This window comes from Proteus terrae (genome assembly GCF_003144325.1).
GTDB lineage: Bacteria > Pseudomonadota > Gammaproteobacteria > Enterobacterales > Enterobacteriaceae > Proteus > Proteus terrae.
Map to the genome: position 1 here is coordinate 37,776 of NZ_PENS01000019.1, position 20,293 is coordinate 58,068.

Consider the following 20,293-nt stretch of genomic DNA (forward strand, 5'->3'; position numbering starts at 1 on the left):
ATTATTCATCGTCGTAAGCAGGGCCAGCATAGTTATCAAAGCGTGACCATTGGCCGTTAAAGGTCAGTCTTACTGTACCAATTGGGCCGTTACGTTGTTTACCAATGATGATTTCTGCAACACCTTTTAAATCGCTACTTTCGTGGTAAACCTCGTCACGGTAAATAAACATGATAAGGTCAGCATCTTGCTCAATAGAGCCTGATTCACGTAAGTCGGAGTTAACAGGACGTTTATCAGCACGTTGTTCCAAACTACGGTTTAACTGTGATAGTGCAACCACAGGAACTTGTAATTCTTTAGCTAATGCTTTTAAAGAACGAGAAATTTCAGCAATTTCTAGTGTTCTGTTTTCAGATAATGAAGGTACTCTCATTAGCTGCAAGTAGTCAATCATGATAAGGCTTAAACCGCCATGTTCACGATAAATTCGACGAGCACGAGAGCGTACTTCTGTTGGGGTTAAACCTGATGAGTCATCGATATACATATTGCGTTTTTCAAGCAAAATGCCCATGGTGCTTGAAATACGAGCCCAATCCTCATCATCAAGCTGGCCTGTACGAATTCTTGTCTGATCGACACGAGATAATGATGCCAACATACGCATCATGATTTGGTTACCGGGCATCTCTAAACTGAAGATAAGTACAGGTTTTTCTTCGGTCATTGCCGCATTTTCACATAAGTTCATGGCAAATGTGGTTTTACCCATAGAAGGACGTGCTGCGACAATAATTAAATCTGACTTTTGTAATCCTGCAGTTTTTTTATCAAGATCTTGATAACCACTCGAAACCCCAGTGACACCATCATGAGGTTTTTGATAGAGCTGTTCTATTTTTTCAACAGTTTCTTCTAAAATTGCATCTATTGCTTTAGGGCCTTCGTCTTTATTGGCTCGGGTTTCAGCGATTTGGAATACTCTAGATTCGGCAAAATCGAGTAGATCTTCACTGGTGCGTCCCTGGGGATCAAAACCTGCATCTGCAATTTCGTTGGCAACTTTTATCATATCGCGAACAACCGCACGTTCTCGGACGATATCCGCATAAGCGTTAATGTTCGCTGCGCTTGGGGTATTTTTTGAAAGCTCAGCTAAATAAGCAAAACCCCCCACGCTGTCTAATTCGGCATTTTGTTCTAATGCTTCTGATAGCGTAATAAGATCGATAGGTTTACCTAATTCCAGCAAGCGTTGCATTTGCGAGAAAATAGTACGATGAGGTCGGCTATAAAAGTCTTCCGCGGTGACTCGTTCAGAAACATTATCCCAACGTTCATTATCTATCATCAGACCGCCTAACACGGACTGCTCTGCTTCCAGCGAATGGGGAGGTAGCTTTAATCCCTCCATTTGTCGGTCTTTGATATCAGACATCAGCTTGTCAGTGGTCTTATTTCTGGCCATAAATCCTGCATAAAAATCGAAAAAGTGTCATTACGCTCTAGTATACGCTAACCCAATTATCTGTGCCTTGTAGAAATAGCTATCCTTTGTCATTATCACTAAAGGTCTTTAGAGCTTGCTTATTTAACCCCTCATCCTATAAAGGAGAAAGTAATGGCTAAACGTATTCAATTTGCAACTCATGGCGATGCAGATGTTCTTGAGTTAGTAACATTTACACCTGCTCCTCTTGGCGATCATGAAGTTCAGGTTGTGAATAAGGCAATTGGTATTAACTATATTGATACTTATGTACGTAGTGGGTTATATCCTGTAAGCCAATTCCCTAGTGGATTAGGCACTGAAGCTGCGGGTATTATTATCAAAACAGGCGCTAAAGTGACTTCACTAAAAGAAGGGGACAGAGTTGTGTATGCGCAATCTTCGCTAGGGGCTTATAGCGATACGCATAATGTACCAGAAAATAAAGTGGCACGTCTGCCTGATAATATCTCTTTTGAACAAGCAGCAGCCTCTTTCTTAAAAGGATTAACGGTTTATTATCTTTTCAATGAAACCTATAAATTACAAGCAGGTGAAACTTTCTTATTCCACGCAGCCGCTGGTGGCGTTGGTTTAATTGCAAGCCAATGGGCGAAAGCAATTGATGCAAAAATGATTGGTACAGCAGGTAGTGATGAAAAGGTTGCTAAAGCAAAAGCCGCAGGCGCATGGGAAGCGATTAATTACCAGACTGAGTCGATTGTAGAACGTGTCTTGGCGCTGACTCATAACCAAAAAGTACCCGTTGTTTATGACTCTGTTGGTAAAGCAACTTGGTTAGATTCATTAGATTGTTTACAACGTCGTGGCTTAATGGTGAGTTTTGGTAACGCATCAGGTGCAGTAACTGGCGTTGATTTAGGTATTCTCAATAAAAAAGGTTCTTTGTATGTCACGCGCCCATCTATTTCAGGTTATATCACAACGCGTGAAGAGCTAGATGCTGCAAGTGAAGCGTTATTTGCATTAATTGGTAGCGGTAAAATTAATGTAAGTGTACCTGATAATCAGAAATTTGCTTTAGCAGATGCGAAAGATGCACACCGTTATCTTGAAAGTAGACAATCCCAAGGATCAAGCTTACTTATTCCTTAATTATTATTTGTAAGATTTAAAACCTGTTTGAAATAAAGTAGACAGGTTTTAAATACTTATTCTTCAATTATTTTTCAGTGACAAATTTAAGAGCATTTTCTAAAACAGATAAATCAGCACCTTGTTTATGGGCATTTTCACTTAAATGACGACGCCATTGTCTAGCACCTGGAATACCTTGGAAAATTCCCAACATATGACGAGTTACATGACCTAAATAAGTGCCTTGTGAAAGCTCTTTTTCAATATAAGGATACATTGCTCTTACTGCCGCGACGGCATCAGCAATAGGCAACTGATTATCAAAAAGCTCATGATCAACATGCGCTAGAATAGATGGGTTTTGATAAGCTTCACGACCAACCATAACACCATCCATATATTTTAAATGTTCCTTCGCTTCTTCTAGTGACTTAATACCACCATTAATCGCCATAGTGAGATGCGAGAAATCACGCTTTAACTGATAAACACGAGGATAATCTAAAGGTGGAACCTCACGATTCTCTTTCGGACTTAAGCCTGATAGCCATGCTTTACGTGCATGAATAATAAAGGTATCACAGTTATTATCACGGCTAACCGTATCAATAAAATCACATAGAAATTCATAGCTATCTTGATCATCAATACCAATACGTGTTTTTACTGTGACAGGAATATCAACGACATCGCGCATCGCTTTCACACAATCCGCGACGAGTTGTGCATCTCCCATTAAACAAGCACCAAAGCGCCCATTTTGTACGCGATCTGAAGGGCAACCCACATTTAAATTAATTTCATCATAGCCACGCTCTTGTGCCAATTTTGCACATTGCGCCAAAGCTTGGGGATCGCTTCCACCTAGCTGTAAAGAAACTGGGTGTTCTTCTTCACTGTATTTTAGATAGTCACCTTTACCGTGAATAATGGCACCTGTTGTGACCATTTCAGTATAAAGCAACGTATTTTTACTTAATTGACGAAAGAAATAACGACAATGACGATCAGTCCAGTCTAGCATCGGCGCAACAGAGAACCTATTAAGTGGGTAATTGCCTTGAATGCCTTGCGTTTGCTTATTTTCTAATGTTTTACTGGTTGGTGTGTTTTCGTGCATTATAACCCATTTTAGTGTATTTTCTCTTTATCAGGACACCAGTGAGGACGCCAAAATTTGGTGTCCCGCTGAGAGTGAGAGAGGATTTATATAGAGATGGCTTACTATACCATATCAAAACGCGATAGAGCAGACGGCACTGCTCGATACAGATGTTCCGTTTCTGTGAAAGCTGGTGGAAAGAGAATTTATAATGAAAGCAGAACGTTCACCAAACAGGCTCATGCAAAAACATGGGGAACTAAACGTGTTTTAGAGTTAGAGCAAAACGGCATACCAGATCCAACTGATGCAACAAAAATAACAGTCAGGGATTTACTGTTTAAATATTTAAATGATCCAGATCTTGGCGGGAAAGCAGGAAGAACAAAACGGTATGTTTTAGAAATGCTGTTTGATTCTGATTTGTCTAAATATGGGCTAACAGAGCTTACCGTTTCACATATTGTTGATCATTGCAGACATAGACACGCATCAGGTGCATCACCCTCAACCATTAACCATGATGTTAGTTATTTGACCTCGGTATTAAAATCGGCAAAACCTATCTATGGTATAGAATATACGGCTAATCCAGCGTATGAGGCACGCCCGTTACTCATTCAAATGGGATTGATTGGTAAATCACAACGGCGTAGTCGTAGACCTCAAAAAGAAGAATTAAAACAACTAAGAGAAGCGCTTAAAAAACGAAGCGAACACAGAGAGTGCATTATCCCTTATGTTGATATTTTAGATTTTTCTATTCTTAGTTGCATGCGAATTGGTGAAGTGTGCAAAATTCTATGGGCAGACGTTGACGAGAAAAACAGATCAGTAATTGTTAGAGATAGAAAAGATCCGCGTAAAAAATCAGGTAACCACATGTCAGTGCCTTTACTGGGGGATGCATGGGCAATACTGAGTCGCCAACCAAAAACAAGTGATAGAATTTTCCCTTATAACCCTAAATCAGTTACTGCAGGTTTTCAGCGCACCAGGAACGCATTAGGGATTGAAGATCTTAGATATCATGACTTAAGAAGAGAAGGGGCAAGTCGTTTATTTGAAGCTGGCTTTAGTATTGAAGAGGTGGCTCAAGTGACAGGGCACAGATCTTTAAATGTTCTTTGGCAGGTATATACAGAGTTATACCCCAAATCATTGCATGATAAATTTGATAAATTGAATAAAAGTTGATCTTTTTCACCTCTAAATTATACTGTATAAATAAACAGTAAATGGAGGTGTTCATGATTCATATAAAATTATTTTTTGATAAAGCAATTCAAAAAAATACCCATCCTGATATGTTTAACGCGCTGAAAAAAGAAGTAAAAAAGAAACTTTCCCCTTCTTACTCTGAGTTGGAGGTTAGTGCTTTGTGGGGGTCACAAACAAAGTTAATCATTGATGGACTAAAGAAAAATGAAAAAAAAGACAAAATAACCGATGCATTAGAAGAAATATGGAGCGATACAAGCTGGATGCCTGAGGTTGAGTCGTCTAACTCTGATGAGCTTGAATATTTTGATAAGTAAAAGATAACAAGCTGGATTATATCTATTTTCCAGCTTGTTTTTCTCATTGAAGGTGTTCAAATTCTTGTTTTGCTGTTTCTCTTTTTTTATCTATCCATTCCGCTAAATCTACAATATGCACCAATCTTCCTGATTTTTGATTATCCCTGTATGTTGGAAATGGTAACTCGCCAAGGTTAGCTTTTTTATCAGCCCAAGAAGGCGATATGCTAAGGAATTTCTCAGCAACAACAGATAGAGGAATTTGAGACGTTTCATATTCAGCTAACAATAAAAATACTGTATTCATATTTTCTCTCCACACTGTCCGTACACAGTTTAAATAGATATTAGTTAATGATGGTGGTAATTATTTACTGATTTTTTTTATAGAACGCCATCCAATGTGTTTTATCGTTTTTCCCTACACGCTGAACGGCAGTTGGTTTTTCATTGGTTAAAGCTAATATTTGTTTAACGGATATTTGAGTTTCATTCCACTTAAACAATAAGGTTCCATTTGGCTTTAACACACGAAATGCTTCAGTAAATCCTTTTTTTAAATCTTCTTTCCATGAATCTTTATTTAACGAACCATATTTTTTAAACATCCAACTATTTTTACCAACTCTAATTAAATGAGGTGGGTCAAATAGCACTTGATAAAATGAATTATCTTGGAAAGGAAGATTTTTAAAATCAGAAATAATATCTGGTGTTATATTTAAAATTCTCCCGTCACATAAAATATGTTCTTCTGATCTAATATCATTAAATAAAACACGGTCATCTTGTTTATCAAAATAAAACATGCGAGAACCACAACACATATCAAGTATTGGTTTCATCTTATCTCCAATAATTTATTCATAAAAAATAGTATTAGTGTAGAGAGTTATTAATTATATGTATTTTATTTTTGATGTAATTACATGTTAGCTCAATTTCTAATTTTTTTTCTGATAAGAATAAGTTTGAGTCTAAACTATTATTTTCTTTAATGTCGATTATTATTGAGTTATATTCACTTGTAGCATCAATTAAATCACTTATATTTCTTGTTAAGAGCAAATCATGTGACGTTAACTTTTCATAATAAAACTTAAGGGTTGTTATATTTATTTTGAAAAATAAAAGATTGTTTGTTTTATCGTATTTTTCGATTAGAGTATTATTATTTTCTGTATTTTTTGTTTTTTCCTCTCTAATTTTGTCTTTAATGATATCAAGCGCATTATTTACGTTATCTTTTATATTGATTAGCTCTATAGCTAAATTTTTTTTAATTATTTTTATTTTTTTTCTTTCTCTCCTACATTGGTCAAAATAAATACAGATAGCTATAAATACACCCATTCCAGAAACCACGTTAGAAATAATAACTACACAATCAATCCAATCTCTATTGTTCATAATCCCTCCTTAATTAAAATGGGAATCATACTCACATCTATGTGACTAATCTATTGTTACATGAGTACCTAAATCACATTAATAAAATGGCGTGGATACATAAGCCCAATCGGTGCGAAAGGGATGTCATCTTCAAAATCCATTGGTGGCTGATTATTTTGGGCTTGAGGTTGAGCTGGTGGTTGGTTTTGCTGTGCCGGTTGTGAACCTACTGATTTATTAGCACCACCTAGCATCTGCATCGAACCACCAACTTTTACAACAATTTCTGCTGTATAGCGTTTAACACCGTTATCATCCCATTCGCGTGTTTGTAGTTGGCCCTCAATATAAATTTGAGAGCCCTTACATAAATAGCCACTGGCGATATCAGCGAGTTTTCCGAATAGAACGACACGGTGCCATTCTGTTTTTCACGGTTTTCACCCGTTTGTTTATCACGCCACTTTTCTGATGTGGCCACAGCTAAATTGGCAACAGCACCGCCAGAGGGTAGATAACGAATTTCAGGATCACGCCCTAAATTTCCAATGAGGATTACTTTGTTTACTGATCCGTTAGCCATTTTCAGACCCCTTATAAAGCTCATTAAAGCGGAGCAGGAATACGGCTTTTGCTTGTGGTGGTGTTAGTGGGTTAACAACAAAATCACCAGTTGGGATGCCCTCAAGCATTAGCCAATTACTACCAACATCGATTTCTAAATCACGTTTTTCAGTTGCTAACATCATCACGTCAGCAAAATGAACTTCATCGGACATGCTTTCTGGTAACCCAAACTTTTTGCGGATCATCTTTTCCACGCGCAATTCAATTAATTTATATTCAGGTAATAGATTTTTAAGTGGTGACGGTAGGTCTTTGACATAAGCTTCGCTAGCATCATGAAGTAGGGCTTCCAATGCAAATTCAGGTGCAACTAAATAACTCGCATATACAGAGTGTTGAGCAACAGAATAAAAATTATCAAGCTGCCCATTAAAACGACATTCATTAGCAAGTCCACTTGCAATATCTTGAATATCAATATCCTCGATCCGTACATCGAGGTAATTGAAGTGCTTATTTGTTGCTGTTGCAATATAAGTCATTATTCTCTCCACACAATTCTATAAATGCCACCAGATCAGTGGCATCTGTACTATTATTTACGCTGAAAATTTACCAATGAATGTTTCGATTTCACTTTCATCAAATTCATCACAAAGTAGATTGCGAAACTCTTGAGCGATTTGTTCTTCAAGGTTTTCAAGTTGAACAATACGAAGCACTAAAACGGGAACATCACCGCCAGTAAGCACGCTATAACGCAATTTAATACTACGTTCTTTTAACTCGTCATACGGAGTGCAGGTGAACTGGAATGCTGTTGGCATAACATCTTTGCTTCTTGCTTCAACATTTTCTAATACTGAACGTTTGGCGCTAAAATCGTGATCTTCATGTTCAGCAGAGCGTGTTGATTCAATCGTAATACGGCGAACAGCAGAAATAGCTTGTTTGATATCTAGAACATTACCGTCAGCATCGAACGCCATTAAATAATCACGCCAGTCTTCTAACCATTCCGCTAATTCTTTTTGACGATGTTTAACACCATCAATTTTTAATAGTGCTGCGAATGGGGCTGTTTGTTTTAATTTCACAAGAGCCGTATTATCAGCATGACCAGGCTCACCAATTGTGCCGATATTGAAAATAGTTTTGGCACTCATTTCATTGGCATCAATAAAGCAACTAACACCTTCATCAATTGCATTCTTGATTGAGTATTTAACAAAATCACTGATGCTTGTTGTTTTCATTTCACCACGGAAACGGAAGCGACCTTCTTGTAAGTTTTCTAAACTACTTACTTTAAAGTCATTAGGAAGGACAATGGCAGGGCAAAGAGACTTCTCTATTGCATCGAGACTTAATGAAGCCACCGCCATATTTTGAATTTGCGAAATAGCATTACCGTCTAATTGAGACATGAATAAACTCCTACTTATTTAAAAGCATTAAATTAAATGGATAGGTTTAATTAAAAATAAGGAAACTAATTAACGGATTTTAATTTCCCGTCGGGCTGACCTTGCAAAGAAAATAATTGACCTTGATCTTCTTGCATAATTGTCAACTTACCACCTTTACCCACGTACATTGGTGTTTTGGTGGTGTCTTCTTCAGCCCGTTTTCCGCGTGGTGTTGGTGCAGAGAATTTAAGTTTATGAGTTATTTCAACTCGTTTTTCTTCCATTGAATTACTAAGGCGAGCAATATCTAATTCAATAGTGACCTTGCCTTTTCCACCATTATTTAAAACGCCTAAAGCCACATCATTTAAAACAGCAGAGACTTTATTTTCAAAAACGCCAGCGTCCAATTCGGAAAGAAAGTCGGGAACATTTGTCTTACGATCTTCTTGGCTCATTTCTATAACCTCACGTTATCACTTCACACAATAAGAAAGGGCACTAGCGAGTTGACATAATCCTGATAAGACATTTCACAAATAATGCCAGTACCCTTGCTTATTGAGTTAGTTTTAGTGATTGGTGGTAGGTGCTTATCTCCTACTTACGTGACGGGATTCGAACCCACAACCCCAGCTTTATGGCCTCGCTCTACCGTTGAGCTACACGCATTCACCAATCCTAAAACTAACTCTATAAAAATGGCTGACTGAGCAGAACATTATCACCACACCCCCGTTAATGGTTTAAGACTCAGCCAGCCATTGTTTCTCTTCACACTTCAAATATTGTGCCTGATTATTTTCCCACCTCAGGCGGTGGTGGTATTCTTGGAAGATCCGACACAACCAAGAGAATGTTAAAATGTCAGGTTTCAGCAGAGCATTACAATTAAAAATTCTGGAAATTGCAGTACAGGATTACCCTAATGCTATTCAACCCCAAAATATACCGTCAGATTTTTCTGACATTGATGATGATATTTTATTAAAAAACATTGCATATCTTAGTGAAGAGGAAATGATAACCGGTGGAGTAATCCATGTAATGGCTGGTACATTTCCTGAACTTACACTAATAAAAGCAACTAGACATGCTATAAATCTACTTACTGAGGAAGGCAGTATATCCACCTCTCTTAAAGTAATTACAGTCAGACTACATGATGAAACATTAAATGAAATTCGTGATTTCATTACTTTAAACGTCCCTGACCCAGAAGAAAGGAAAGGGTATTTGCAGCGCTTAAAAGAGCTTCCCGTTGACGCCACAAAACACATTGTGCTTCAACTACTGGGTAAGGGGCTGAATCAGATACCGGACGCAGTTCAGTGGCTACAAACAGTGCTCCGTTCTTAACAAATTCAGATTCTTCACTATGTTTTACAAACTTAAGCCAACCGACGGTTTTATGTAGTTCTAACCAAAAATCTTCATAAATATTGTCGGTTGACAGAGTTAGCGCGTTCTTATGAAAGACTAAGGCATAGATCCTGATGTTTTGTTTTTTATTAGTAGCATTACTCACGCCAATTTCCCTCCACACAGTTGTTTCTCTTCACACGTTCTCTTCACACATAAAAATCATTTTCTTTGGGTCTGAATAGCACTTTTGATTCTGTACTCGTCTATTTCATCATCCAGTTTTGATAAGTCAGCCACCAGCTCCCCACGTTTAGCATAAAGCTCAAGCAGATGATCAACAGAAGATAATTTATCTTTCATCCAAGCAACGATATCTTCATCAGTGAAATTGGCTGGCGGTATGATTACTGGTTCAGTTGTCATTTGCTTCACCTAAGTTGTAATTAGCGCCTCATTTAAAACACCTTTTGGTTGTTATATTAGTTGTAAAAATGCAAAAGTCAACAACTTTATGTTGTTTGATTTGTCTTAAATAAAATTTAACTATAAGTTCAAAGGAGGATATATGAACGCTAACCCTGCATTTAACTACAAAAGAAATCGCGACAAGTTATTCGCTAATTTAATATCAATCATTGATGGTGTTCTTTCCGACGGAGAGCTATCTGATACTGAAATTTTATATATAACTACATGGCTTAATGAGGCTCATCAAATATCCGATAACTCATTTATTCAACTACTTAAGGATAGAATTACTCGAATTTTAGATGATGGAGTTGTAACCAAAGAAGAAAGATTAGATCTAGTTCAAACCTTAAAAAGCGTACAACAGTCAATCATGGATATGCCTAGTGTTGACTTGTATTCAAAAGAATCAGATGTAAATTTATTAATTGGGCTTTGCAAGGGGATAATCGCAGATAAAAAGCTCAAAGTTGATGAGATAAGCTATCTCGATTGGTGGTTATCTAAGAATGGCCAGTTAAAAAAAGATTATCCTGGGAAATATCTTTATGAACTTATTCAGAGAATAAAAAAAGACGGGGTGATCAATAAAGACGAAAGTCAGCTTTTATATCAAGCTTTAGTTGATTTCTCCGGTACAGATCTTGAATACGGTGTTGTGGACGGCATGTCCTCTATATTACCCTGCGACCAATTAGATGCAGTGGAGGTCAAAAATTCATCTTTCTGTTTAACTGGTAGTTTTATATCAGGAAAAAGAGCTACTGTAGCTGAAAGAGTTAACAGCGCTGGTGGCTCAATTGTTGATAGAGTGACACAGAATACTCATTTTCTTGTAATTGGAGCTATGTCTTCTCGAGATTGGAGGTTTTCAAGTTACGGTAGAAAAATAGAAAAAGCCATCCTTGATCGTGATAGCGGAAAATCTAATGTAAAGATAATAACAGAAGAGTTGTTAATTAAATCACTACCAGCTTCTCGATGACCAAAAAACCCTTCCAATAATATGTACTCGAGCAGCCATCTCGTTTTTACTGAGCTGCTCATCTGGGTACTCATCTTTATTAAAGCTTTTAATAATTATTCCGCCATCTGGCTGATAAACTAATATTTTCACCCTCAACAAAACTCCATCACGTATTGCGTAAAGATCACCATCTCGTATATCTCTCTTACTAACATCTACCGCTACTAAATCACCGCTATTTAATACGGGGTATAGACTATTTCCAATGATTTTTACTATACGAGCATCATTTGCACTAACGTTATGCTTCCTCAACTCATCTCTGCGAAACGGATAAGTGTACTCTTCCAGTTCAATTAACTCTGCATTAGCTCCAGAACCTGCAGATAACTCTATGTCCAACACAGGGATACCAACAAAATCATCGTTATGATACCTAATATCTTCCCATTCTTTGACTTCAAAGTTTGTTTTAGAACCGTTTTCATCTGGTGCACCAAACTGTAACCAGTGAGCAGAGACACCGACTGCGTGTGCAATATCTTCAATTCTGCGAGGAAATGTTGTCTGGCCTGATTCAATTTTTTGAATAGACTGCTGACTAACTCCTACTTTATCCGCTAAATCCGCTTGACTTAACCCCGCCTTTAATCTGGCAGATAACAGTCTTTCTGCAATCGACATAACAACCTCCGCTTGTTTGTGAATGTATTTTACAACTTTAAGTGTTCATTCATCCAACACCTTTATGTTGTTAATTTGGTTGTTATGCATTATCATTAAGTTGTATTAACAACTAGGGGGTGTTATGAATAAAACAATCAGTACCGATTGCGTGATCGGTTTAAAAAAGGCAATCGATAAGTCAGGTGGGCAGACTCACCTAGCGAAGCTAATAACAGGCATATCAGGTAAGACCGTAAAGCAACAGCAAGTATGGAATTGGCTAAACAGAAATAAACGAATTCCTTCAGATAAAGTTTTACTAGTTGAACTAGCAACAGGCATACCAAGGGATCAACTGCGTCCTGATCTCTATCCAAATAAAACCGATGGCTTACCAAAAGAATAGCAAAACCTTTTAAAACAGTTAACTACAAGAAATCACCAAGGGTGGTAGGAAATGAGTAACCAATCAATAAAACAGGTAGTGAAAGAAATGTGTGAGGCAACAGCTGGTGGGCGTGAGGCAATGGCTGGTGCGCTTGGTCTGTCTTTAACATCGTTCAACAACAAGCTTTATGAGAAAAACGGTTGTCGTTCGTTTGATTTAAACGAGCTGTTAGCAATGCAGGATATCTCTAAAACCGTTTTGTTTGCTGAGTTTGTTGCTCGTGAATCAAATCGCTTGTTGGTGGATAGAGTCAATCCAGCTGAACTAGATACAACCGAGTTATTCACATTACGAAGCAATGTTGACGAAATGCAAGGGCGTTTAGCCTTATTGATGAAAGATAGTTTAGCTGATGGCGTTATTGATGGTGATGAAGAGCAAAAGATAAAAATGATGTTGGATGGATTAATTTCACAGACCCGCACATTTATGAATGCGTTTGTTTCGTTACATCAAAAGAGAAATTAAAGATGGCTATATCCAGAAAGGGTGAAGCCAAAGGTGTACGGCCTCTGGCTTCGGTTTGCAAATTTCAATTGTGTGAAGAGAAATTAGCATGAGTAGATTAGCGCATTTAATACCTAAAAAGCAATTCCGTTGTTTACCTGTCTCGGGTAGTCAGTCATTTCGCTATGTAGAAATCATAGCCTCTGACGAACAACCAGACAACTACAAGAAACCTGCATATTTGGTAGATAGACAGTCTCTTAAAAAGTCATGGGCTGATTTCTATTTCTTGAGTGGAGAGCGAGGCAATGAGCAATGAGAACCCAAATCAACTCGATCGCTACTACAAAAATCACCGAGGTATCGTTGTTCATGTTGTTCGTTATGACAGAGAAAAACAGCGCGTTATTTTTATGCTGGATGGATGTGACGACCCGCAATGTGAACCATTACAACGATTTAAAGAGAAATACACCAGAGTTAAGTGAGGCGTTGCTATGACGACTATTTTTGATGTTGTACAAGCTATGTCAGGGCAGAAAAACGTCATTGTTATTCCTGTTCCCTATTTAGATTTTTTCAAAGGTGATCAGCAAGCTCACGCCTTGTCTGCAATTTTAAATCAACTTGTCTTCTGGTCTGGTGTTTCATCAAGTGCTGATGATGGTTGGTTTTATAAAAGCCATGAAGAGCTGGCAGAAGAAATTCACGGGCTTTCTGGTGAAGAGCAAGCTCGACGCCTCGTCGATAAATTACGCAAGAAGTATTTTCCCGGTGTCATTGAAACTAAGACAAAAAAGGTTAATGGCACGCCTGTTACTCATTACAAAATAGATGGTAATAAACTTATCTCTATGATTTTCCCGTCTATTTCTGAAACGTCGAAAGTGAGGAATGGAAACGTCGAAAGTGAGGAATCGGAACGTCGAAACTGCGGAATGGAAACCGCAGAAATGCAGAATCATGGAAACGTCGAAAGTGAGGAATCCTATCTTTATACAGATCTTAACTCAGATAAAAACTTACAGATCACTAAAGACCTTTCGTCGCAGAATTCTAACGAATCCAGCGACCAGCCGAAAAATGATTTTTTAACTCGTTATCCAGAAGCGGTGATTTACAGCGCTAACTTCCAAAAATGGGGCGATGAAGGTGATTTGAAAACGGCAAAATGGATGTTTGGTCGTGTTAAAAAACTGAATCCATCTGCGTTAGAGCCTACTTGGTATGACTGGGCGAACGATATTCGTTTGATGCGTCAAATCGATGGGCGGACTCATGAGCAAATTTGTGCGTTGTTCGACTGGGCCAACAAAGATTCATTCTGGCACCAAAACATTTTAAGCCCTCGTAAATTACGTAAACACTTTGATGAGCTGATCGTTCGTAGCCAAAAGCCAAAGGATGAGCCAAAGGTTCAAGTTGATACCGTTGAACGTGACAGCGCTTTCTCACGCTTGATTGGTTCTCGTTCTAAACCTCAAAACCGTATTGAAGAGATCGCACTTGAATTAGCTGGTAAGACAGGCATTCGTCGTATGAGTGAGTTTTCTGGTCGTCAAGCATGGAACAGCATTTGGAAACAAGCGACTGAAATGTCACAGGAGGTTCAGCAATGATTGATTACGCACTGAAATTACAGGCATTAAAAAGTCAACCTGCTCATAAATTAAAAGAAATTGGCGATCAGTGGAAATCACCAGATAACCTTTATTACGGTATCAACTCTAAATATGGGCCATTCAGTTTAGATTTATTTACTGATGGTCAAAATAGCAAATGCCCTCACTTCTACACCGTTGAAGATAACGCGCTTACTCAAGACTGGTCGGAAAAACTCAAGGAAATCGGTGGTTCAGCATTCGGAAATCCCCCTTATTCCCGTAATTCATATCATGAGGGGCAGCCATTAACAGGGGTTGGTCACATCATGAGTCATGCGTCAGCTATGCGCGAAAAATCCGGACGATATGTTTTTTTATTAAAGGTAGCTACGTCAGAAACATGGTGGCCAGAAGATGCAGATCATGTGTGCTTTATTCGTGGGCGTGTTGGATTTGACGTTCCTGATTGGTTTGTTCCAGCCGATGAAAAACAGAAACCAACAGGTGCATTTTTTGCTGGTGCGATTGTTTTATTTGATAAGACATGGACGGGTAAAAAATTCGATTACATTCATCGTGATGAATTAGAGCAAATCGGTAAAACATTTGTTGAGCAAGCGAAGTGGCTTGTATCGAGAGGTGTTGCATGAAAATCACAGAGCAAATACTAGCATTATACAAAACAGGCGAAGAAGTTAATCGCGACATTGTTATTCGTGATTTAGACACTAATTTAGCCGGAGCGTCAAGAGCATTAGCACACCTTTGGACTTTAGGCGCATTAGTCAGAATTAGCGAAGAGCGTCCATTACGTTACAGAGTAACTAAAGATGCTGAAAGAGTTTATTCAGCAATAACAGAGTCACGTAAATCAGGTGAGTCAGTCTACATTGAAAAGCTGAATACTCAGAAGGCTAAAAAACACGAGCTACCTACAATCAAATGGGTAAAACGCGCCACTTCTAATTTTTCTTTGATGGGTAAATTACCAACTGAGCCCTACGATTCATTAGTGAGGGCAGTAAGAGGTAATCACCTATGAGTAGAAAGTGCATGTTTTGTGGAGGTGAAGCTGAATTATTGTGTGATGGAGTCATTTGTTACATAGGTGAGAGAGATGATAAGGGGTTATTGTCTAAGTTTTCGTCTGCTTACACATGTGACGCTCCTATGTGTGTTAATTGCTCAACTTTTCACGGCAATATTCATTGGCACAAAGGAAGTAGAGGTGGTTTTGATTCTGTTGATTATTGCCCCATTTGTGAGCATCAGGAAGCATGGTTTGGGCGTAATTATATTTTTCACGAAGTTGAGCAGGTCAAAATATATCGCCAAGCACATTATGCGAAGTTTAGATCTAAAAAAGGAAATCATTTAATAGCTCTCAATGGAGGCGGGCAGATTAGCCTAGATATTTGATTATGAAAAATAGCAATAAACACTGCCCGTTTTGTAACTCTAATAAATTAGAAGTCATGCAGGTGATGATCAATACATTCACTCGCTGTCAGAAATGTGGAGCAAGAGGCCCTATTGCTAATGACGCTGATGGTGCATTGAAGGCTTGGGATAAAAGGAGTGTAAACGATGCTAACTAAATACATGTTGTTCGTTGGTTTTTGGTTCGTTGTGACATTACTGATTGGGCTGTGGGGTACTTATGCCTGAATTAATGCTCACTTTGCCATTTCCACCCAGCGTGAACTCATATTGGAGAAACATTAAAGGCAGAACGCTGATCAGTGAAAAAGGGCGTAAGTTTCGAATTAACACAATTGCGTCTGTGTATGAGCAGTTAAAACGAAAACCCAAAGCGATTAAAGAAAATGTCTCTGTCCTGGTTCGCTTATACCCGCCCACAAAACAGCGCAGAGATATTGATAACTTTTTAAAAGCCCCGTTTGATGCATTAACACATGCGGGTGTTTGGGAAGATGATCAGCAAGTGAAGCACATGGATGTGATGCTAATGGAAGTCGTAAAGGGTGGAAAGTTAGAAATCACTATCCGCTCATTTAATAACGTGATGTACGGTCACGAGTAAAACGTGGAGAGAAATAGCATGAATGGATTAATTGTTATTGATGGTTTTCAGGTTCGTAGAGATGTAGCCGGTCGTTATTGTTTAAATGATTTACATCGAGTATCGGGTGGTGAAAAACGACACCAACCATCAAATTGGAGTTCACTGGCCCAAACTAAAGAGTTAATTGATGAAATTTCGACCGCTCCTGAGATCACAGGAGCGCCTATTGTCACTGTGGCTGGTGGATATAATCAAGGCACCTATGTTTGCAAAGAATTAGTGTATGCCTACGCAATGTGGATCAGTGCTTCTTTTCATTTAAAAGTGATCCGCACATTTGATGCCTTAGTGACACAACAGCACCAAGAGAAACTCAGTGATAAAGTGCAGGCGGGTGTGATACTACTGGAATCGATGTCTAAAAGTTTAAACTTCTCGAATTCATCAAAGTTAGGTGCTTATCAAAAATTACAAGCAATGGCGGGCTTACCTGAGTTAGCGCCTGTTTATGCGATTGATGCGCCAAGTGGCTCTATGGATGGTTCCAGTCGTCCAACAGTTGCATTATCAACGCTGATCAACAAACACAACTTACCTATTTCAGCACGACAGGCCTATAAACGATTAGCCGATCTTGGCATTGTTGAACGCTTATCACGTCCAAGCACGAAAACTGCTAACAAAACTAAAGAATTTTGGTCTGTTACGGCAAGAGGTTGTCAGTTTGGGAAAAACATGACCAGCCCTAATAATCCTCGTGAAACCCAACCGCACTTCTTTGAGAGTAAAACGGATGAGTTGATCCGTATGGTGATGTTGAATAAACAGGTGAGCGCATGAAATTATTATTAACGCCTTATATTCAGCCAGAACTTGGTGTTGTGTTGCTTAAGCCTGGCGCTGAATTACTCGCACAATTTAAAAAGCATCACCGCGTGATTATTAGTGATGTGCCTAAAAGTTTAGATGTTCTTCCGTCGGGAGCATTAACTGGCGATGAACAGCCAATTTTAAGCAATAAGCACATCGTCCAATTTCTCAATAGCAAAAAAGTGATCCACGCCATTGATAAAGTGGCACCGATGGATTCGTGGGTTATTAGTAATATCAAATACTGTCAGATTGATAACGATGAAGATAATTATCATCACCATGAGTTAGTGACGACCTTTCACGAGGCTGGCGTGATCCGCACTTGCTGGCATCATGATAACCATATTCGGCATTCATCGGCGGGTTGGATTGCTGAGATGGCTCATGAAAACCGTATCAATTGGATGTTAGATACTATTCGTAGTCGTTTGAGATTAGATAGTGACCACCAGCTGACAGTACCTGATTTTTTCTCATTCGCAGTGATGCATAACTTGGTTGATGAATTGCCAGAAGCGATATTGCGTCAGATTTTAAATTGGTCAGATAAACAAGAGGAACGCAAAGTTCATGGTGGTTTTCCTGAAGCTGACATTATCCCAAGCAACGTAACAGCATTATCAGCAATGAATGAGCGTTTAGATGCGATAAAGCCGGTTATTAAAGTTGATATTGAACCAGAGCCACCAGCGTCATTTCTACTGAAACCTAAAATGCAACGTTGGGAAAATACCCAATGGTTGCAATGGGTAAAAACTCAACCGTGTTTCGTGTGTGGGCAACAGGCTGATGATCCGCATCACATCATAGGTCATGGTATGGGAGGCATGGGAACGAAAGCTCATGACTTATTTACTATTCCATTATGTCGCATTCATCATAACGAGTTACATCGAGACCCAAAACAATGGGAAGCCACTCACGGCAATCAAATCGAATTGTTATTTCATTTTTTAAACCGTTCATTGGGCATCGGTGCATTTATTTAACGTGTGTACGGCACGAGGAGTATTAGCATGAAATTAGAGTCAGCATTAAAACAATTTTATCCAAAGTCACCGATGATCACCGATACACCAAACTGCACAGATCCCAATAGAATGAAAGGAATGGATACTGCAGGTGCGCTTTGTATGACAGAACAGCGTGCTAAGTTTGGTGTGTCTGCTTTTTTTGCTAAGAATGACGTGAGTGAAAAAGATAAGTTCAGCACCGTAGAGCAGTTAACGCAATATGCACTTAAAGTAACCCCCAAATTGGTGGCCAAATCGGCGGGCAATAAACTGGGTTACTGTTTGGTCATATTATCGAAAATGGCGTTTGAAGATTACTCTCGTTCAGCAGGTTCAGTGTGTGAATGCCCTAACTGCAAAGGCAGAAAGCTTATTTATAACCACAAAGACGTTATTAAATATCCCGGTATTACAAAATCGAATGGCGAAGTGATTACAGAGCCAGTGATTAAAAATGAATTGGTTGGTGATAAATGCCAAACATGTGGAGGAAAAGGAATTATTACACATCGGTGCCGTTGTAATGGGCGTGGCCAAGTCTTGGATGAGGTGCAAACAGAATTACAGGGAGTGCCTGTATTTAAAGAATGCCATCGTTGTGCTGGTCGCGGATATAAAAGGATGCCTTCGTCAGTAGCATATCAAGCGATAAAACATATAGTGCCTGAATTAACACAATCTACATGGTCTCGTAACTGGAAACCGTTCTATGAGAAGTTAATTAGCAAATGTTTTACTGAAGAGAATGTTGCAGAAAAAATATTTAGTAAAGTTACAAAGTAAATATGATAAAAGGTGATGGCTTAGGTTTATTAAATTTTAATGTAACTATTTGTTATGTTTTTGTATAAAAAATAAGCATTGCCTTTAATCTGTCAAGCATATTTTTAAAGTGTAGCAATTTGATTTATATGAGGCTATATTGATTTTTTATTACTAACAAACTGAAGGGTTTTTATGAAAAATTCTTATGCAAAAGATCTTGAAAGATTATGGAATATTTATAGCCCAATAGATCTGTTTACTGATTTTGAGTCATTAGTTGTTGATATTCAAAAGAGAGAGGAATTAATAGAACCTTGTAGAAAATTAATAGCTAGTAGGAATAAATTAAAAAACTACAACAAAAAAAATTCATATGATTTAAAGTCAGAATTTGAACGAATACTTAATCTAGGCTGGCTTCCTCACTCTATCTTTATTTTTTCCGCATTTTTAGAGGGTGTAAAAATTAAAGCAATAGGGGAAATTAATGGTGCATGGGTATTTGAAACCAATATTGGAAAGTAATGGATAAAGGTAATTTGCTTTTTGCATAGAATTGTCTTATCGTTCATAAATAGTGGGGTTTTTATAAACATTCACACTAAATGAATTCAAGACCTCGCTTCGGCGGGGTTTTTTGTTATCTACAACCTGTAAGGATTACTTACAAGTTCAACCATCCGGAATTACCGGATAGTTCACATATTCGGTTATTCCGAACAACTCGTTTTGAAGATCGCTTAGGCGGTCTTTTTTCGTTTTGAGGCTGATATGACGATTAATAATTTAAAGGCAATCAATGATCGGTATATAGCCGAGGAGCGAAGAAAAGCGATTATTGAAAGAGCTGGTAAAAAAGCCAGTACATATAAAGCGGCTAAAAAAATATTTCAAATGGCAGGATCTGGTGAATGCGTTAAACACGGGAATGGTTATATTGATGTGATCCTCCATGGCTACAATATTAATTATTTTCTCTCTATTTTGAGAAACACTAAATTATTTAAAAAATACGATAACAAAGTCTACCAGCACAGAACGTGCAAGAAGCTATTTCTCTATGAACAACTAAATGAGCTCGGTGGAGTCAATTTCGCCAGGATTATCCTTTCCTAATACGCAGACCACAGT

At 38.3% G+C, this 20,293-nt stretch carries 30 protein-coding genes, 1 tRNA gene and 1 pseudogene; 20 read left to right on the forward strand and 12 right to left on the reverse strand.

Translation table 11 applies throughout. From position 1 onward, the window contains the following. Position 1: 1 nt before the first annotated feature. The gene (gene dnaB, locus DK857_RS17150) at positions 2-1,411 is read right to left on the reverse strand and encodes a replicative DNA helicase (protein ID WP_023583065.1); all 1,410 of its coding nucleotides are present in this window, start codon (positions 1,409-1,411) and stop codon (positions 2-4) included. 153 nt (positions 1,412-1,564) lie between these two features. Here dnaB and DK857_RS17155 point away from each other — a divergent pair, with 153 nt between their 5' ends. After that, complete coding sequence (locus tag DK857_RS17155; protein ID WP_109402801.1) at positions 1,565-2,548, forward strand: NADPH:quinone reductase; 984 nt, start codon at positions 1,565-1,567, stop codon at positions 2,546-2,548. A 67-nt stretch (positions 2,549-2,615) separates the two neighbouring features. Here DK857_RS17155 and dusA read toward each other — a convergent pair whose 3' ends face one another. Further along, complete coding sequence (gene dusA / locus DK857_RS17160; protein ID WP_109402802.1) at positions 2,616-3,650, reverse strand: tRNA dihydrouridine(20/20a) synthase DusA; 1,035 nt, start codon at positions 3,648-3,650, stop codon at positions 2,616-2,618. 96 nt (positions 3,651-3,746) lie between these two features. Here dusA and DK857_RS17165 point away from each other — a divergent pair, with 96 nt between their 5' ends. Together DK857_RS17165 and DK857_RS17170 are read left to right on the forward strand one after the other, a co-directional pair. After that, complete coding sequence (locus DK857_RS17165) at positions 3,747-4,829, forward strand: tyrosine-type recombinase/integrase (RefSeq protein WP_109402803.1); 1,083 nt, start codon at positions 3,747-3,749, stop codon at positions 4,827-4,829. 53 nt (positions 4,830-4,882) lie between these two features. Then, a complete protein-coding gene (locus tag DK857_RS17170) occupies positions 4,883-5,170 on the forward strand; it encodes a DinI-like family protein (protein ID WP_072065180.1) in 288 nt (95 codons plus the stop codon). Between the two features lie 43 nt (positions 5,171-5,213). Here the strand turns inward: DK857_RS17170 and DK857_RS17175 are convergent, their stop codons facing one another. From DK857_RS17175 to DK857_RS17210, 8 genes and pseudogenes are all read right to left on the reverse strand, one after another. Further along, positions 5,214-5,459 carry a pyocin activator PrtN family protein gene (locus tag DK857_RS17175; protein ID WP_109402804.1) on the reverse strand — a complete coding sequence of 82 codons (246 nt, stop codon included), beginning with the start codon at positions 5,457-5,459 and terminating at the stop codon, positions 5,214-5,216. Positions 5,460-5,523: 64 nt separating this feature from the next. Continuing rightward, entirely contained in the window at positions 5,524-5,997 is a 474-nt protein-coding gene (locus DK857_RS17180) for a class I SAM-dependent methyltransferase (protein ID WP_109402805.1), read from the reverse strand. A 34-nt stretch (positions 5,998-6,031) separates the two neighbouring features. Beyond that, a complete protein-coding gene (locus DK857_RS17185) occupies positions 6,032-6,562 on the reverse strand; it encodes a hypothetical protein (RefSeq protein ID WP_109402806.1) in 531 nt (176 codons plus the stop codon). 68 nt (positions 6,563-6,630) lie between these two features. Further along, positions 6,631-7,127: pseudogene (ssb, locus tag DK857_RS17190) on the reverse strand (single-stranded DNA-binding protein). After that, positions 7,120-7,653 (reverse strand): hypothetical protein, encoded by a 534-nt coding sequence (locus DK857_RS17195; protein WP_109402807.1) that lies wholly within the window; start codon positions 7,651-7,653, stop codon positions 7,120-7,122. Before DK857_RS17195 ends, ssb begins: the two are co-directional and overlap by 8 nt. A gap of 57 nt (positions 7,654-7,710) precedes the next feature. After that, complete coding sequence (locus DK857_RS17200) at positions 7,711-8,538, reverse strand: YfdQ family protein (RefSeq protein ID WP_109402808.1); 828 nt, start codon at positions 8,536-8,538, stop codon at positions 7,711-7,713. Between the two features lie 65 nt (positions 8,539-8,603). Beyond that, a complete protein-coding gene (locus DK857_RS17205; RefSeq protein ID WP_006533955.1) occupies positions 8,604-8,978 on the reverse strand; it encodes a hypothetical protein in 375 nt (124 codons plus the stop codon). Between the two features lie 148 nt (positions 8,979-9,126). Beyond that, a tRNA-Tyr gene (locus tag DK857_RS17210) sits at positions 9,127-9,192 on the reverse strand. 192 nt (positions 9,193-9,384) lie between these two features. Here DK857_RS17210 and DK857_RS17215 point away from each other — a divergent pair. Beyond that, entirely contained in the window at positions 9,385-9,879 is a 495-nt protein-coding gene (locus tag DK857_RS17215) for a hypothetical protein (protein WP_109402809.1), read from the forward strand. A gap of 225 nt (positions 9,880-10,104) precedes the next feature. On the opposite strand, the gene DK857_RS17220 is transcribed toward DK857_RS17215, so the two are convergent. Further along, positions 10,105-10,308, reverse strand: a complete 204-nt coding sequence (locus DK857_RS17220) for a hypothetical protein (protein ID WP_072070916.1) — start codon at positions 10,306-10,308, stop codon at positions 10,105-10,107. A gap of 142 nt (positions 10,309-10,450) precedes the next feature. On the opposite strand from DK857_RS17220, the gene DK857_RS17225 reads away from it, so the two are divergent. Further along, a complete protein-coding gene (locus DK857_RS17225; RefSeq protein WP_109402810.1) occupies positions 10,451-11,338 on the forward strand; it encodes a BRCT domain-containing protein in 888 nt (295 codons plus the stop codon). Here DK857_RS17225 and DK857_RS17230 read toward each other — a convergent pair. Further along, positions 11,321-12,004 carry an XRE family transcriptional regulator gene (locus tag DK857_RS17230; protein WP_072065171.1) on the reverse strand — a complete coding sequence of 228 codons (684 nt, stop codon included), beginning with the start codon at positions 12,002-12,004 and terminating at the stop codon, positions 11,321-11,323. The two genes, DK857_RS17225 and DK857_RS17230, sit on opposite strands and share 18 nt — an antisense overlap. Before the next feature lie 124 nt (positions 12,005-12,128). Here DK857_RS17230 and DK857_RS17235 point away from each other — a divergent pair, with 124 nt between their 5' ends. The 15 genes from DK857_RS17235 (at position 12,129) to DK857_RS17305 (ending at position 20,278) form a co-directional block, all read left to right on the forward strand. Next, positions 12,129-12,392 (forward strand): transcriptional regulator, encoded by a 264-nt coding sequence (locus DK857_RS17235; RefSeq protein WP_072065170.1) that lies wholly within the window; start codon positions 12,129-12,131, stop codon positions 12,390-12,392. Between the two features lie 51 nt (positions 12,393-12,443). Further along, positions 12,444-12,902: a YmfL family putative regulatory protein gene (locus tag DK857_RS17240; RefSeq protein ID WP_072065169.1), complete on the forward strand. Its 459-nt coding sequence runs from the start codon at positions 12,444-12,446 to the stop codon at positions 12,900-12,902. An 88-nt stretch (positions 12,903-12,990) separates the two neighbouring features. Continuing rightward, on the forward strand, positions 12,991-13,200 hold the full coding sequence (locus DK857_RS17245; protein WP_109402811.1) for a hypothetical protein: 210 nt from the start codon (positions 12,991-12,993) through the stop codon (positions 13,198-13,200). Beyond that, positions 13,190-13,369 carry a DUF4222 domain-containing protein gene (locus DK857_RS17250; RefSeq protein ID WP_064720326.1) on the forward strand — a complete coding sequence of 60 codons (180 nt, stop codon included), beginning with the start codon at positions 13,190-13,192 and terminating at the stop codon, positions 13,367-13,369. The genes DK857_RS17245 and DK857_RS17250 overlap by 11 nt, the downstream gene beginning before the upstream one ends. 9 nt (positions 13,370-13,378) lie before the next feature. Then, positions 13,379-14,500, forward strand: a complete 1,122-nt coding sequence (locus tag DK857_RS17255) for a replication protein 15 (RefSeq protein ID WP_109402812.1) — start codon at positions 13,379-13,381, stop codon at positions 14,498-14,500. Further along, positions 14,497-15,135 (forward strand): phage N-6-adenine-methyltransferase, encoded by a 639-nt coding sequence (locus DK857_RS17260; RefSeq protein ID WP_109402813.1) that lies wholly within the window; start codon positions 14,497-14,499, stop codon positions 15,133-15,135. Before DK857_RS17255 ends, DK857_RS17260 begins: the two co-directional genes overlap by 4 nt. Then, positions 15,132-15,527 carry a hypothetical protein gene (locus tag DK857_RS17265; protein ID WP_109402814.1) on the forward strand — a complete coding sequence of 132 codons (396 nt, stop codon included), beginning with the start codon at positions 15,132-15,134 and terminating at the stop codon, positions 15,525-15,527. The genes DK857_RS17260 and DK857_RS17265 overlap by 4 nt, the downstream gene beginning before the upstream one ends. Next, positions 15,524-15,904, forward strand: a complete 381-nt coding sequence (locus tag DK857_RS17270) for a hypothetical protein (protein ID WP_069369143.1) — start codon at positions 15,524-15,526, stop codon at positions 15,902-15,904. The genes DK857_RS17265 and DK857_RS17270 overlap by 4 nt, the downstream gene beginning before the upstream one ends. Positions 15,905-15,906: 2 nt before the next feature. Continuing rightward, the gene (locus DK857_RS17275; protein WP_109402815.1) at positions 15,907-16,083 is read left to right on the forward strand and encodes a Lar family restriction alleviation protein; all 177 of its coding nucleotides are present in this window, start codon (positions 15,907-15,909) and stop codon (positions 16,081-16,083) included. A gap of 62 nt (positions 16,084-16,145) precedes the next feature. Continuing rightward, positions 16,146-16,529 carry a RusA family crossover junction endodeoxyribonuclease gene (locus DK857_RS17280; RefSeq protein ID WP_109373182.1) on the forward strand — a complete coding sequence of 128 codons (384 nt, stop codon included), beginning with the start codon at positions 16,146-16,148 and terminating at the stop codon, positions 16,527-16,529. Between the two features lie 18 nt (positions 16,530-16,547). Beyond that, positions 16,548-17,351, forward strand: a complete 804-nt coding sequence (locus DK857_RS17285; RefSeq protein ID WP_109402816.1) for a KilA-N domain-containing protein — start codon at positions 16,548-16,550, stop codon at positions 17,349-17,351. Further along, entirely contained in the window at positions 17,348-18,373 is a 1,026-nt protein-coding gene (locus DK857_RS17290) for a DUF968 domain-containing protein (RefSeq protein ID WP_109402817.1), read from the forward strand. The genes DK857_RS17285 and DK857_RS17290 overlap by 4 nt, the downstream gene beginning before the upstream one ends. A 27-nt stretch (positions 18,374-18,400) precedes the next feature. Further along, positions 18,401-19,180 carry an antitermination protein gene (locus DK857_RS17295; protein WP_109402818.1) on the forward strand — a complete coding sequence of 260 codons (780 nt, stop codon included), beginning with the start codon at positions 18,401-18,403 and terminating at the stop codon, positions 19,178-19,180. 174 nt (positions 19,181-19,354) lie between these two features. Further along, entirely contained in the window at positions 19,355-19,687 is a 333-nt protein-coding gene (locus DK857_RS17300) for a hypothetical protein (RefSeq protein ID WP_109402819.1), read from the forward strand. 246 nt (positions 19,688-19,933) lie between these two features. Next, a complete protein-coding gene (locus DK857_RS17305; protein ID WP_109402820.1) occupies positions 19,934-20,278 on the forward strand; it encodes a hypothetical protein in 345 nt (114 codons plus the stop codon). Positions 20,279-20,293 lie beyond the last annotated feature (15 nt).